The organism is Lactobacillus sp. ESL0260, from assembly GCF_003692935.1.
Lineage (GTDB): Bacteria > Bacillota > Bacilli > Lactobacillales > Lactobacillaceae > Lactobacillus > Lactobacillus melliventris.
Window position 1 is genome coordinate 67,130 of the sequence record NZ_REHO01000007.1, and the last position, 13,876, is coordinate 81,005.

The window sequence follows — 13,876 nt, forward strand, 5'->3', positions numbered from 1 at the left end:
CTAAATAAATAATTAATCTTATATTTTGAATTGCATTACCATTCCAACAGATTTGGTATTCTTTGGAGAAAACTTTCTATAGGCTAAAGCCTATCTAATTTAAAAATGTATATTTTTAAATTAGGTACTCGGAATATTATTAACAGACATATCTTTTTATCTAATTAAGAAATTTAAGAGTTCATTAAATTTTATTAAACATTATTTATTGTCATATTTGCTATTTATTTTGATGAAAAATGATAATTATGGGCAAAAAGTATTAGATTTCATTTTCAGTGATTTAATATATATTTAGCAAGATATGATATAAACTTATGAATTAAGGAAGTGATTAAAATGAGTACTGAATTTTTAGAGAACTTACAAAAAAATAATGAGTTCCCTATTATATTTATTGGCTCGGGTATAACTCAACGTTATTTTAGTAATGCACCAACTTGGGATAAATTGCTGTACAAGATTTGGAATGAAACGAGTATAGAGCAAACTTATTTTTCGAAATATAATCAACTAATGGAAAAATATAACAATAAGTTTGATGCATATACTAAGTTAGCAGATGAACTAGAGAAAAATTACAATCAGGATTTTTTTGATGAAAAGTTAACAATTGAAGGCTTAACACCTAGCGTAGCCCATACTGATGGAATTTCGCCTTTTAGAAAGCGTATAGCTTTAATATTTTCTGACTTAAAGCCTAAAGAAGGAGTAAAAAAAGAAGTTGAAGCTTTCTCTAATATGTTAAAAAAGGCTAGACTTATAATTACAACAAATTATGATGAATTTATTGAACAAAATTTGAAAAAAATTAACGTAAGGGTAGGTAATAAAGGACTTTTTGAGCCTTCTAACATGTTAAATGAATTATACAAAATTCATGGATCAGTAAATGATGTCGATTCAATTGTGATAACTAGTAAAGACTATAAAAAATTAGAAAGAACATCTGCAATAGTCAATGCTAAAATTTTGAGTCAATTGACTGTATCCCCTATTATTTTTTTCGGATATTCTATGACTGATCAAAATATACAAATGCTTTTAAAAGATTTAGCATTAAACATGCCATTTCCCATTGACAAAGCATCTAAAAGAATAGGCGTTGTTGATTATCAAGAGGGAGTTCAAGAAATAAAAGAGACAATCGCTGACACATCATATGGAGTATATTATACGAAATTATCTACTGATAATTTCAAAAAAATATACGACAACATAGCAAAAGTTAACCAAGGATTTTCTCCATATGAGATTAATAGATATCAGGACGCATTTAGACAGATCATTGATACAAAAGGTAAACAAGGAAAATTAAAACAGGTATTAACCACTTTTGTAGATTTGAACAAGCTACCTGAAGAATTGGAAAGTAAAAATCTAGTAGTTGCATTTGGTGATAGTAGATTCATTTATAAGTATCCAACATATGCTGATTATGTTAAAGATTATTTTCTAGAGAAAGAAACTATGCCACTTGAAATTGCCTTAAGGTTTATATTAAAAACTACACCTAAATCAACCTTGCCCGTTTCAAAATATGTTATTAAAGTTAAAAAAGGAAATGTCACGTTAAATGAAAGAGACAAGAAAAAATTAAATAATAGACTAAAAAGTTTTCCTTCACTTAAGTCTCTACGGATTCAAGACACTCCTAAAAAAGATAAGGAGACCTTGAAAAAGTTAGACTTTAAAGACATAGACAATATTCTTGACAAAAACAGTGAAATAAAAAATTATACTAAGATAAATTATTTTAGTTTACACATAAATGAATATTCACAAAATGATGCTTTAAACCTAATAAAATATATTTTGGAAAATGAGATAGATAGTTTCATTGGTGACACGGCATGTAGAAAATTATTCATGGCTTACAGTTTACGTTACGAGAAAATAATTGAAAAGATATAACGAAATAAAAAAAGCCTCAATCATAGCATTCTATGTGAGACCTTCTTTTGTTGAACCAAAAACAGCATTACAAATGGCATAATTGTTTTTGACTTTTGTATGTTAACAATAGTTACTGTTATAGTCAAGTTTAATAAATCTATTTTACTTAATATATGCTATAGGTCTTGCTACTTTTTAATGAAACTGTTCAGTTTTAATCAAGTATTTTATTTCCAAGACTTTATTTTGTTCCAGAAATATCAAGAAAGTAATTATTAAAAATCATTTTTGAAGGCAAACCACAAAATAAGTTTGCTATGGCCATTATATTAAATACACGTAAATGATATTAATTAGTAAACCAAATGTAGTGCTTATATTTATTGGTTTGAAGAATTTTGTAAATTCACTAAAAATAAAACCGATTTTAGTGAAAGATGAAATATATATTTGAGTTACGGTTTTAATATTAAAAAGTTTTTGTTAAATAAATGGGTTGATACTGATATATGTTATATTTAAGTTGATTTTATATAAGTTTATTAGACAATTTTTAGTAATATGAGAATATATAACTTTTTAATTAGAACTAAAAATAGGACAAATGAAAATGGATAAATGGCAAGAAGAATGGGCCTACAATAAATATTGGGTAATGGCTCATTCGCAACAGTGCTATGAGCAAATTAGGCTGCTAGCTAAAGACAACGAATGGTCAGAACAAAAGAATATTGAATTCAAGAACTTATTAGAAAAAGCAGCCAGGCAAACACCAACGGTTAAAACTTTAACAAACGCTTATCAACATGTCTGGGGCTACTTTAAGAAAATGTGTACACCAGAGGAAAAGCAAACTTACTTACATTTATTGCAAGAATTATCGCCACAAGACGATAAATTGGGTCCATTTTTAAGTCGTTTAGCTGAAAAGTATCAAGTTTCTTATTTACTAAATTCACGTTTAATTCAGGAGAATAAAGAAAAATCATGAGATTATGGCATCAAGACTTAATTTGGCGACTGCCTAGGCAACAATTATTAGGGCAACACCGCGAAATTGCTGCTTTGCGCGGACGTGGCTGGGGCAAACCACATGTTACTGTTTAACTATGTTTTTCAACATTCACCTTACAAATTGTATCAATTTCATTTGTTAGTATTAGCTGAAATGCAACGTCGTCATTATCATCCAGATCTTAAATGGTTTGATCCATATTATAGAGGACAGTATTGTCCTAAGTACGAAAGTTTACCAGCTATTCCGTGGACTGATCCAATTTATCCAGAACATGATGAGGCTTATTTACAAAGTTGTTTGGATGATTTGCACCAAAAAGGAATTGATTTGTATTAAGTTTAGTTTGCAAAAAAAACGGAAGATTATCATTGAATATTGACATTTTTATAAATCTCTTTTTTGCCATTGTAATTAGATTACTTTTTTTGATTTTATGTTTTACAAGACAATCATACGAGGAAGAGATTCCTTTTTTCAATAGTCATTTACACAAGATTATTTAAACACCCTAAAAATGGAATTCATAAGTTTTTGAATTTATAAGAAAGAATATATAGAGTAAACTTAATTTTAAGGTTTTTTACTTGAAAATATTTTTTTAAAAAAGTAAATTATAAATATCATTAAATTAGTAATAAATTTTTGGTTCATGAATAAAGGTCTTAAATTGGTGCTTGTAACAGAGCTAATATATGTTATCAAGTAACGTTTACAACTTTTTCATTTAGCAACATGCATACAAAAGAATTATAATGATAGTGTAAAATTTTATTTAGAAAGGAATTATACATGGCTACTTCTGAAGCAAATATTAGGATTGGTGTTTCACTATTGCTGAATAAATATGGTGCTTTAAATACCAGTGAAGTCAAAAAGTTGCTGAATACTGTCATTCCCTTTGACAGCGATGATAAAAGAAAAAGTAAAACGAGAAATGAGATGTTAATTTTACAAAGAATTGGTAACATAGTTTCTCATCAAAATACAAATAAAAAAATTTATTTAAACTCTTATATGGTTGATAAGACTAACAAACCTGCACAGTGGATTTTATTAAAGGGATTAAAAACTAGTAATACACTTGTAAAAATCTCTAGCGCTGATTTAAAAAAGAGAAAGAAACTAAGCAGAAAATTCAAGCCTAAGAAAATAGATTGGCAAAAAATTAATAATAAAAGATCATCAATTGGGATTGCGGGTGAAGATTATGTATTCAAAAGTGAAACAAAAAGAGTATCAAAATTCGCACCACAAGATATTAATAGAATAATTCATCTCAGTCAGGAACAAGGTGATGGGGCAGGATATGACATCATTTCTCTTGAAAAAGATGGTTCTAGTAGATATATCGAAGTAAAAACAACAGATAATGGTTTAGATTACCCTTTTTATATGTCACAAAATGAGAAACTATATTTTGACTTGCATAAAAATGATAAGAATTTGTTTATTTATCGTGTGTATAACTTCGATATAACCAAAAAAAAGGGGAAAATAAAAATTATACCCGCTGCTGATGTGGTAAATAAATATTCGTTTAACTCCACTTCTTATGAAGTATCAAAAAAGTAGAATCAAATAAGACACTTTGCCTTTGATACTAAGAAATTATTTGAAGGTCTAGTTATGTCTTATAATAACTCCAAAGGTGCTTTTTATGAACACCTTTTTAATTTTGGCTTTAATTAAGATGTTAAAGAATATATAATTAATAAATGTAAAAATATGATTATTTTTAATTTAATGTGTACCAGAAAGAAGTAGTTACCATGAAAATACCTATTTTTTTAAGTAAGCCGACTCCAATTTGCGATGAACAAAAGTGTTTTTAAAAATGTTTAAATATATTTTTGGAAAGTGAAGGATTGGAACCAAGAACTTTAGGTGTAACTGATTATGATACAAAAGCACCATTAAAAGGAATCAGGCGGATTATGATGGAATCTAATGGCTTGTTAGCTATTGCACTTAAAAAAACTCATATTGAAACTGGGTGCCAATACAAGGATAAACGTAAGAAATATTGTGTAGAAAATAAATGGTTGACTAGTCCATATTGTCAGATTGAACCAGCTATGGCTTTTCAATTAGGCTTGCCTGTTTTAATACTGAGAGATAAATCTGTAATTGCAGATGGTATTTTGGAAAAGGGAGCTCTAGGGAGTTTTATGTCAGTTTTTAATATGGAAGATGGTTGTGACTATTTTTGCTCTGATGAATTTTTGGAATTACTGAGAGAATGGGAAGCTGATGTAAGGACTGTGGCTAAAAATAAAGGTAATCCTCCTAGATTGTATTAAATAATAATAGGATAATGTCTCCAAGAAAAAAAGCTGTGTAATCAGTAGGTTACGCAGCTTTTTTTGTAATTATGATTAAAAAAATTAATAGTCTCGCTATTAGATCTTCTCAAAACTATTTCTTTTTTATTTTATTGTTGATCTCTCTAATTTCTCTTATAACTCGGTAAGATCTGATAACCCATGCTGTGACGTAAATTAAGATGAAGAGTCCAGTAAAAATCATAAAGTTAACGATATTTGGTGGAAACCAACCTGCTAAAAATGCAAGCGGAGTAAACCCGATGTAGTAAATGATAAAACTAACGATTGTCCTCTTTAATATGGACCATTGTCTAATAACAAAGACAAAGCTACCAAAGCCGAATACTAATCCCATTAAGGCCCATAAAATTACTGAGACGGTCATAGCGTTTAAAGGGGTAGCAAATTTTGCAGAAAAACTGGGATCTGAAGGATAATATATTGAGTTTTTATTGGAAAAATTGTAAAAAAGAGAAGCGGTCAGTCCATATAGGGTTCCTTCAGCTGAAAACCTAAATGTATAGTTGATTAATTTTTTCATATTTTTCATATTCCTAACCTCTCTTTCAGGTTCTTAATATTTCTTCTTGATATTTGTACGCGATGCTTATTAGTCAGAACAACATCGATTAACCCATTATTAAGTAATTCAAGGTGGTCGATATGCTGATAATTAAATATAGCGCTGCGTGAAGCTTCAATAAAATAGTTCGGTAGATCTGCTTTCAAATTTGATAAACGATCATTATATATAAGCTGCTGCTTTTCTGTATAAACATTAATATCTCTATTAGCAACCTCAAGTGAATAAATGTCTTCAAATAGAATTGGATAAATTTGAGATTGATAATGGCACCATAATGAGTTTTCAGACTGTGTTAATTTTAGCAAAAGTTCATTAATTGCTGGTGTCATTTTTTTGATCCATAATTCACCGTGTTCTTCACTAATATTAGGATCGATGTGACAATTAATTTTCATTCCTAGCGCTCCTTTCTGTTAATAAGTATAGTAGATGAACTTTATTTTTATCCTAGATTACTGCAAATGATGGAATAAATGTCATTAATGGTTACAAAGCCTGTTTTTCTGGTTAAAATTTTGCTTTTTTAATTAAAAGAGAGTTTGAGTACATGAATATACTAAAGTATAATTTAAAGAAAAGTTGTTTTAATTAAATTACCCGACTAAGGATAAAGATGATGAAAGAAATTGATGAATTAAGATTAGATTGTGCTCTAAAAAGCTATAAAAAAATAAAATGAATATAAAAATCTTAAACATATTTATATTATTTATAATTAATGATACAATAGATTAAAAATTTTTATTTCTAATCACAATAATGTCCTAGAAAGGAAGCTACTATAATATTGCTGATCTTGAGTACTTTTGAAAAATTGTTAAAATTCAAGTTAAAAAATTTAAAAACGATTTATTGTGAAGGTCACATAATTTTATATTTCAAAGAAAAACACTTTAGTTGGGGGCAGTAATAATAATCAGTTTATTGCAAATCTGGAAAGGGCAAGAAAGTAGGCTATTTAAATTAATATGTTGACTCCTTTAGTAAAATATCCGGGAGGCAAAGAAAAAGAATTAAAATATATTCTTCCAAATTTACCAAGCAAAATTAATTCATATTACGAACCTTTTGTAGGGGCTGGAGCAGTATATTTTGCTATTTCGGATTTAATTAATAAAAAGTATATTAATGATAAATCGGAGGATTTAATACGTTTGTATTATTCTATAAAAAATCAGGATCACTCATTTTTCCAGTTGTTAACGAAAATAGATGAAATATGGGTAAATATTGAAGGGTATGTACTTAATGCGATTCCGTCTCTCTGGGAGATTTTTAATTCCATGGATAAAGAAATTAAAAATGATTCTATTTTTGACAAACACATAATAATTCAAGGTATGGATAAGAGTTTTCCATATTCTGATTTACCAGTGAGATTTTTATGTGCTAATTTAAAAAGAAAGTTTAATTATTTATTGAAGCAGAAACGGAATTGCGTAAACATAAAGAATCAAGACTTTAACGATATAATTCTTACTGCATATAAATCATCTATTTATATGCAATATAGATATTTATATAATATAAGCAAAAAAGGTCAAATAGCAGAAGGTGAAAGGGCTGCTTTATATTTGTTTTTAAGGCAATATGCTTATAGTTCAATGTTTCGCTTTTCAAAAAATGGTGATTTTAATGTTCCTTATGGCGGAAAAAGTTATAACAATATTAGACTAGAAACAAAGATAAAGTATTATAAAAAAAGTGAATTGATCAGAACGTTAAATGATACTATTATAGGTAACACTGACTTTGAAATTTTTTTAAATATGTATCCTCCTCAAAAAAATGATTTTTTATTTATTGATCCACCATATGATAGTGATTTTTCAAAATATGATAACTTGTCTTTTGATGCAAAGGAACAAAAAAAATTATCAAGATTTTTAATTGAAAAAACTATTGCAAATTGGATGATTGTCATTAAAGATACACAATTAATTCGAGAGATTTATCCCATTGGACAAAAAACAGCAAATAACGGTCAGATTTATATCAATAATTTCGAAAAGACTTATAATGTAAATTTCAGAAACAGAAATATAAAAAAAACGAGGCACTTGATGATAACAAATTATGAAATTAAATAAGTTTATAAAGCGTGTGAGGAGAATGAAGTGAATGGCTAATCGACAAATTAATCTTCAGAATGTAACTATGAAAGAAATTTTGATTGCGATGCGTCGTTTGGGTGGTCAAGTTACAAGACGAAAAATTAGTTCAGATATTCGTGACAATTCCACTGCAATCTCAGAACAAGAAGTAGATAAAATTAAAGTGTCTAAGAAAACGGGTAATAAATATAAACCTTTTGACTATACGCTGAATTATGCGGTTATCTATTTGGTGAGAACAGGCTATTTAGCTGAAGACGGTCATCAAGTAGAATTAACTGAAAAAGGGCGTAAAGTTGATCTTGATACTTTTGATCCAGAAAAGGATGTACGGCCATTCTTAGAAGATAATGATTCTCAGGAATTAAAGAAAAAGAACTTGGCTGAAATTGATTCTGCTAAGGATTCAACGGATGAAGATACAGAAGAAGAACAATGGAGACAAGATTTGCTAGATGCTCTGCTGAAAATGAGTCCGAAAAAGTTTGAACTCTTTTGCCGCGGGTTACTTACAAAAATGGGGATTGATGTTGATAAGACGATAGGCGTTAGCTATATTGCTGATGGTGGCCTTGATGGTTTTGGCTATGTTCGTTCAAATGATTACCGTACTACCAGAGTGGCATTGCAGGCAAAGCGCTGGCAATCCAATGTGCCCGCTCCTGAAATAGATAAGTTTCGCGGAGCAATGGATAAATACAACGCGGAATTTGGTATTTTTATTACGAATTCTGATTTTACTCGCGGTGCAATTAAGACAGCACGTCAGGGCACAAGAATTATCACTTTGATTGATGGTGAGGAAATCTGTGACCTGGTAGCAAAATATAATTATTACGTGGAGCCTGTGACTACGTATCGGTTGAAATCATTTTATACTGATAAAGATTAAACAACCTTTATGTTAACTGATTTATCGTTATTGCTTTACAGATAAGGTGATACTATGTCGACTATACAATTTGGAATTAGATTAGATAAGAAAGAAAAGCAAGAATTAGATGATAATGCCAAGCAAATCGGCTTGACGGCTGCTACGGCAGTTAAAATGCTTATCTCTCAGTTTAACCATGATAAAGGATTTAGTTATCCTGTAAATCGTAAAGAGGATAATATATCAGATACAAATTTACCTTCCGAAGTTGAAAAGGCTATAGTAATAGCTAAAGCTGAAGAGTTAGGATTGATTAAGGATAGTAGTATTAAAGTAGATAATCTAGATGATTGAAAAAAGCGGTGAACAGAAAATTAAAATATGAAGTGCGTTTTGAAAAATCTTTTGTAAAAAGAATGGATAATTTACAAAGTATGTTTAATCTTTCTTCTGTTGATACAATGGATGCAAGGATGACAATTATAGATGCAGTTGAAATCCTAGCTATGGGAAAAATATACTGTTCATAAAGTTTTGAAAAAACTCTGGAGTGAATACCACGAATTTCATGTTCTTAATGATTTACTAGTAATTTATTATCAGGTGGATGCCAAAAAGCGTTTAAGGATGGTAACTATCACCAATCATAAGGAACTTTCTACTAGTAAGTTATGAAGTAAGATTCAAAATAGCATCTTTTAAGAAAATAACACCAAATGAACAAAAACGAAACATTACATTACCTTAATCAACATGGAATTAAATATGAGATAGTGGAGCACCAAGCTGTCTACAATATGGCAGAAATGGAAAAAATTGTTCTGCCACACCCTGAAGCAGATGCAAAAAATCTGTTTGTGAGGGATGACAAGAAACGTGACTACTACCTTTTGACGATTAAGGGCGATAAAAGAGTCAACTTACAGCAATTTCGTGAGGAAAATGGCACACGCAGACTTAGTTTTGCCTCACCGCAAGACCTAAAAGAAAAATTGGATTTGGTACCAGGCTCCGTCACACCTTTGGGGTTGTTAAATGACTCTCACCACGAAATCCCCTTTTACTTAGATTCATATTTTAGTGACCAGCCTAGAATCGCTATTCATCCCAACGATAATACAGCTACTATTTGGCTAGATCCGCAAGATTTGCTTAAAGTCATAAAGGACTTGGGCAATCCCGTCAAAGTAGTGAAAATGTAGCCTAACCAATAACTGTGAATATTAAGACGCAAATTAGCAATTTGCGTCTTTTTTATATTAAAGACATACGAGTTATTTGTTTGTATATATTTATTAAATAAATACCATTAAATTATTAACAAAAGGTAAATATTTTTATTTGTGAATTTAATTGGTTAAATTATTTACTCTTTCATTGTAAAATCTTTTTCGTTGCCGTTAATCTCTGATCAGGACTATGATATTGCTTTAAATGCACAAAGAATTAAAGACCTGAACGCAGCTAATGATGGTAACAAAGCTGATGTTAAAAAAGTAGTTATACGTTTAACTGTGATAATGATTCAAAATATGTAACTTTATCTTGTATTATTTATAGTATCTTTCTTTCTTGTGTATAAACCTAAATTCTCAAAAACTGTTGTTTAAGTTGGAATAAAAGATATTTATTTAGTCAATGATTTTTAATATAAATTTTAAGTCATTTATAGATAAATCTGCTAATATCTCATTACCGTTGAAATAAAATAGCAATTGATTGTAGCAAAAAGTTGAGGCTATATTTTACCCCCTTTCAGGAAAAAGGATTGTTAGTTAATCACTCGGGAAAAGCTGGTTAGGAACTAATTTTATAAAAAACGCATATGAGTAGGGATAGATTAATTATTAGCATTCTGACTGAACATCAAAATAGGAGTATTAATAACTAATTTTAAAATCGTATTTGGAGGTGCGAGTAGTAAAGGAGTTATTAATTACTTAGCAATAAACTAAATAAAAGCAATATCATCATGTTAAACGAGACTATGATTTTAAAAGCATCAGTAAAGCATGACTAAAACGAAAAGTCGTTTTAGCGAATAATTTTTACTGCTTTTTAGTAAAGTTATTTATGCTATACCCCCCGAAGAGTACTGCCTAATCTTTATTTTTCTTTTATGGAGTTGACATAATTAAGAAAAAATGATAGATTAAAAGTCAATTAAATAGCAAACATCTTGCAAAGCAGAGTAACTATTTTATTACTAATAAAGAGAGCTGATAGTTGGGTGAAAGTCAGCTAGCGATATGTAGTGAACATGGGCTTCTAATTGATGTCTATTGGTGATAATCAGCCAATAGCGGAGTTGCATCCGTTATTTTTGCAAGCTATTGTTTGATAGTTAATGAGGTTTATTACGTGAGTAATAAATGAATAAAAGGTGGTAACGCGAGCACTCGTCCTTAAGTAGAAAAGGATGAGTGCTTTTTTTATACAAAAATATGGAGGTTTTTAGATGACTAAAACTGCTTATACTAACGTTAATTTGTTTAACGGGATTGATGATAAAATTCAATCTAATACCACGTTTGTGGTTGATGATGAAAGCGGCAAGATTACCAAAATAGGTGAGGGTATAGCACCTGAAGCTGATCAGACGGTAGATTTACAAAATAAATATGTGATTCCTGGTCTAATCAATTGCCATACACATATTATTATGGATCCCTTAACTCCTGATGGTGGTAGTGAATCTGATGTGGTATCTTCTACGGTTCGTGCAGTAAAACATTTGCATGATTTATTGAAATCCGGTGTCACCTATATTCGTGAATGCGGCAGCACGTACAATATTGATATTGCTCTTAATAATTTAATTAAGAAAAATAAGTTAACCAAGGTCCCGGAAATCGTGCCAGCTGGCCACCCATTTTCTATGACTGGTGGTCACGGTGATTTGCCTAATTTTGGTGTGTTGGTTGATTCACCAGATGAAATGCGTAAAGCTGTGCGCCAGGGAATTAAGGCGGGTGCCAAAGCAATTAAAGTCATGGCCACAGGTGGCGTAATGACTGAAAACGATTCTCTTGATGATCCTCAATTAAGTGAAGCTGAAATGCACGTTGCAGTGGAAGAAGCTCACCACAAGGGTTTAACTGTGGCAGCGCACGCTGAAGGCAACCCGGGAATTTTGAATGCGATCAAGGCCGGCGTTGACAGTATTGAACACGGCTTCTACGTTAATGATGAAGAAATTAAACTGATGATTGAAAAAGGAACATACTTGACCCCAACAATTGTTGGCGCTTGGGCATTTATCGAATATGCACCGGGTAAAATTCCAGACTGGGAAATGAATAAAATAGCTGCAGCTTGGAAAGACTTGCGCGGCAACATTACTAAAGCTAAAAATGCTGGTGTCAAAATTACTTTGGGTACTGATGCGGGCACTCCATTTAATGACTTTACGATGACTCCGCAAGAACTGCCTTTACTGGTAGAACAAGGTTTCACTAATTTTGAAGCTTTAGAAACTAGCTATAATTCTGCCAAACTACTTAAAATTGCTGACGAATATGGTTCGCTAGAAGAGGGCAAATACGCAGACTTTTTGGTACTTGATGAAAATCCGCTAGAGAAAATCAGTGCGGTTGTGCAAAAAGATAAGGCAGTTTATAAAAAGGGTAAGAGAGCTTACTAAACATCAGCAAATGATTTTGCAATTTCGAACAAGTGTTCCATAATAAAAGAAGCTACTGAAAAAGTAGCTTTTTTATTATGGGGGGAGAAAAAATGAATCAAAAATTTTTAGACGTCATGAAGGATGAGGGGCCTGTCACCATTGTTACTATTAATGCAAAACCTGCTAGCGTAGTGAACAGTTGGATGTCCTACATTAAAATCGACAGGAAAAAGTACTGGCTATATATTCCAGCTTATTTTTAAATAAAAATTATTATTCGCTCTTTTTTAAAATTTATCTTTAATTTTATCCTAATTTTATATACAATAAGAGATATAATTTTTATCCAAAAGGAGGATTAATAATGAAAGCTTTACTTTACAATATGACCCCGGAGCAGAAGGTCTATGTAGATAAGTGGAACCAAAATCATCCGGAAGATGATTTAGTAACAACTGATGACAAGCTTGATGCTAAGACTGTGGAGATGGCGCAAGGTTATGATGTTGTCAGCGTTTTGCAGGTCTTTGATATAGATGAGGAAGAGGTCTATCGTAAATTGAGCTCTTATGGTATCAAACAGATTGCCTTAAGGTCTGTGGGTTATAATATTATCAATTTTGACTTTGTTCATAAATATCATATGATCGTTACTAATACACCAGCTTATTCTCCCCGTGCAGTGGCTGAAAATACTTTGACTTCTGCAATGTACTTGTTAAGAAAATGGGGTCCTATTTTAAACAATGAAAAGGAACACCTTAACTTTGTTCGTGAAGAGAACTTAATGAGTGACGAAATCTATAACCAGACTATAGGTATCATTGGTGTTGGACGCATCGGGTCTTGTGTGGCAGAAATGTTTCATGCCTTGGGCGCTAAAGTGATTGGCTACGACTTGGTTGAAAATCCTGCTAATGAGGCATTTTTAGAGTATACCGATTTTGATACTGTGGTTAAAAATGCGGACATTTTGACATTGCATACACCTCTTGAGCCTTCAATGGCAGATATGATTAGTGCCGAGCAGTTTAAAGAAATGAAGAATACTGCATATTTGATTAATGCGGCTAGAGGTCCCCTGGTTAACACACAAGATTTGATTGCAGCGCTCAAGAATAAAGAAATTGCTGGAGCTTCATTGGATGTTATGACTGGTGAAGAAGCAATTGTCATGAAAAAATTTAAGGATATTTCCGAATTGCCAGTTGAGTATCAGGAATTAGCCAAAATGCCTAACGTGGTCTTTACGCCCCATTCCGCCTACTACACGAAGACATCTGTCAAAAACATGATTGAACACAGTATGACGGACGTTAAACGAGTATTAAATGGTCAAAAACCAGTTTACTTGGTTGAAGAATAGCTCATAGTTTATTTTTAGTTTAAAAGTTGACCGACTGTAAAGCCGGTCACTTTTTTATTGTTAAGATTGTAGT

14 protein-coding genes, 2 pseudogenes and 1 other annotated feature are annotated in these 13,876 nt (G+C 31.0%); of the genes and pseudogenes, 14 read left to right on the forward strand and 2 right to left on the reverse strand.

Annotated features, from left to right (window positions below; all coding sequences use genetic code 11):
- The first annotated feature begins 339 nt into the window (after nucleotides 1-339).
- From F5ESL0260_RS02975 to F5ESL0260_RS02995, 5 genes and pseudogenes are all read left to right on the forward strand, one after another.
- Nucleotides 340-1,914 carry an SIR2 family protein gene (locus F5ESL0260_RS02975; RefSeq protein ID WP_122025800.1) on the forward strand — a complete coding sequence of 525 codons (1,575 nt, stop codon included), beginning with the start codon at nucleotides 340-342 and terminating at the stop codon, nucleotides 1,912-1,914.
- 592 nt (nucleotides 1,915-2,506) lie between these two features.
- Entirely contained in the window at nucleotides 2,507-2,887 is a 381-nt protein-coding gene (locus F5ESL0260_RS02980) for a YbgA family protein (protein WP_122025801.1), read from the forward strand.
- Nucleotides 2,884-3,250 (forward strand): annotated as a pseudogene (locus F5ESL0260_RS02985) (TIGR02328 family protein). The gene F5ESL0260_RS02980 and the pseudogene F5ESL0260_RS02985 overlap by 4 nt, the downstream one beginning before the upstream one ends.
- Before the next feature lie 453 nt (nucleotides 3,251-3,703).
- Nucleotides 3,704-4,486, forward strand: coding sequence for a DUF3883 domain-containing protein (locus F5ESL0260_RS02990; protein ID WP_122025802.1), 783 nt, complete (start codon nucleotides 3,704-3,706; stop codon nucleotides 4,484-4,486).
- Between the two features lie 293 nt (nucleotides 4,487-4,779).
- Entirely contained in the window at nucleotides 4,780-5,214 is a 435-nt protein-coding gene (locus F5ESL0260_RS02995; protein WP_233557703.1) for a hypothetical protein, read from the forward strand.
- Between the two features lie 115 nt (nucleotides 5,215-5,329).
- On the opposite strand, the gene F5ESL0260_RS03000 is transcribed toward F5ESL0260_RS02995, so the two are convergent.
- Complete coding sequence (locus tag F5ESL0260_RS03000; protein WP_233557704.1) at nucleotides 5,330-5,788, reverse strand: DUF3021 domain-containing protein; 459 nt, start codon at nucleotides 5,786-5,788, stop codon at nucleotides 5,330-5,332.
- Nucleotides 5,785-6,219 carry a LytTR family DNA-binding domain-containing protein gene (locus tag F5ESL0260_RS03005; RefSeq protein WP_122025803.1) on the reverse strand — a complete coding sequence of 145 codons (435 nt, stop codon included), beginning with the start codon at nucleotides 6,217-6,219 and terminating at the stop codon, nucleotides 5,785-5,787. The genes F5ESL0260_RS03000 and F5ESL0260_RS03005 overlap by 4 nt, the downstream gene beginning before the upstream one ends.
- A gap of 573 nt (nucleotides 6,220-6,792) precedes the next feature.
- Between F5ESL0260_RS03005 and F5ESL0260_RS03010 the strand changes: the two genes are divergently transcribed.
- From F5ESL0260_RS03010 to F5ESL0260_RS03050, 9 genes and pseudogenes are all read left to right on the forward strand, one after another.
- Nucleotides 6,793-7,914, forward strand: a complete 1,122-nt coding sequence (locus F5ESL0260_RS03010) for a DNA adenine methylase (protein ID WP_122025804.1) — start codon at nucleotides 6,793-6,795, stop codon at nucleotides 7,912-7,914.
- Nucleotides 7,915-7,945: 31 nt separating this feature from the next.
- A complete protein-coding gene (locus tag F5ESL0260_RS03015) occupies nucleotides 7,946-8,830 on the forward strand; it encodes a restriction endonuclease (RefSeq protein ID WP_122025805.1) in 885 nt (294 codons plus the stop codon).
- 54 nt (nucleotides 8,831-8,884) lie between these two features.
- On the forward strand, nucleotides 8,885-9,166 hold the full coding sequence (locus tag F5ESL0260_RS03020) for a hypothetical protein (protein ID WP_122025806.1): 282 nt from the start codon (nucleotides 8,885-8,887) through the stop codon (nucleotides 9,164-9,166).
- Nucleotides 9,163-9,342 (forward strand): hypothetical protein, encoded by a 180-nt coding sequence (locus F5ESL0260_RS03025; protein ID WP_122025807.1) that lies wholly within the window; start codon nucleotides 9,163-9,165, stop codon nucleotides 9,340-9,342. Before F5ESL0260_RS03020 ends, F5ESL0260_RS03025 begins: the two co-directional genes overlap by 4 nt.
- A 4-nt stretch (nucleotides 9,343-9,346) precedes the next feature.
- Nucleotides 9,347-9,487 carry a type II toxin-antitoxin system YafQ family toxin gene (locus F5ESL0260_RS09610; RefSeq protein WP_122025808.1) on the forward strand — a complete coding sequence of 47 codons (141 nt, stop codon included), beginning with the start codon at nucleotides 9,347-9,349 and terminating at the stop codon, nucleotides 9,485-9,487.
- 41 nt (nucleotides 9,488-9,528) lie between these two features.
- A complete protein-coding gene (locus tag F5ESL0260_RS03035; protein WP_122025809.1) occupies nucleotides 9,529-10,014 on the forward strand; it encodes a prolyl-tRNA synthetase associated domain-containing protein in 486 nt (161 codons plus the stop codon).
- A gap of 968 nt (nucleotides 10,015-10,982) precedes the next feature.
- Nucleotides 10,983-11,222: a binding site (T-box leader), on the forward strand.
- A gap of 48 nt (nucleotides 11,223-11,270) precedes the next feature.
- Nucleotides 11,271-12,455 carry an amidohydrolase family protein gene (locus F5ESL0260_RS03040; RefSeq protein ID WP_122025810.1) on the forward strand — a complete coding sequence of 395 codons (1,185 nt, stop codon included), beginning with the start codon at nucleotides 11,271-11,273 and terminating at the stop codon, nucleotides 12,453-12,455.
- A 92-nt stretch (nucleotides 12,456-12,547) separates the two neighbouring features.
- A pseudogene (locus F5ESL0260_RS03045) lies at nucleotides 12,548-12,691 on the forward strand (pyridoxamine 5'-phosphate oxidase family protein); the annotation flags it as partial.
- A gap of 110 nt (nucleotides 12,692-12,801) precedes the next feature.
- Nucleotides 12,802-13,803 carry an NAD(P)-dependent oxidoreductase gene (locus F5ESL0260_RS03050; protein WP_122025811.1) on the forward strand — a complete coding sequence of 334 codons (1,002 nt, stop codon included), beginning with the start codon at nucleotides 12,802-12,804 and terminating at the stop codon, nucleotides 13,801-13,803.
- Nucleotides 13,804-13,876 lie beyond the last annotated feature (73 nt).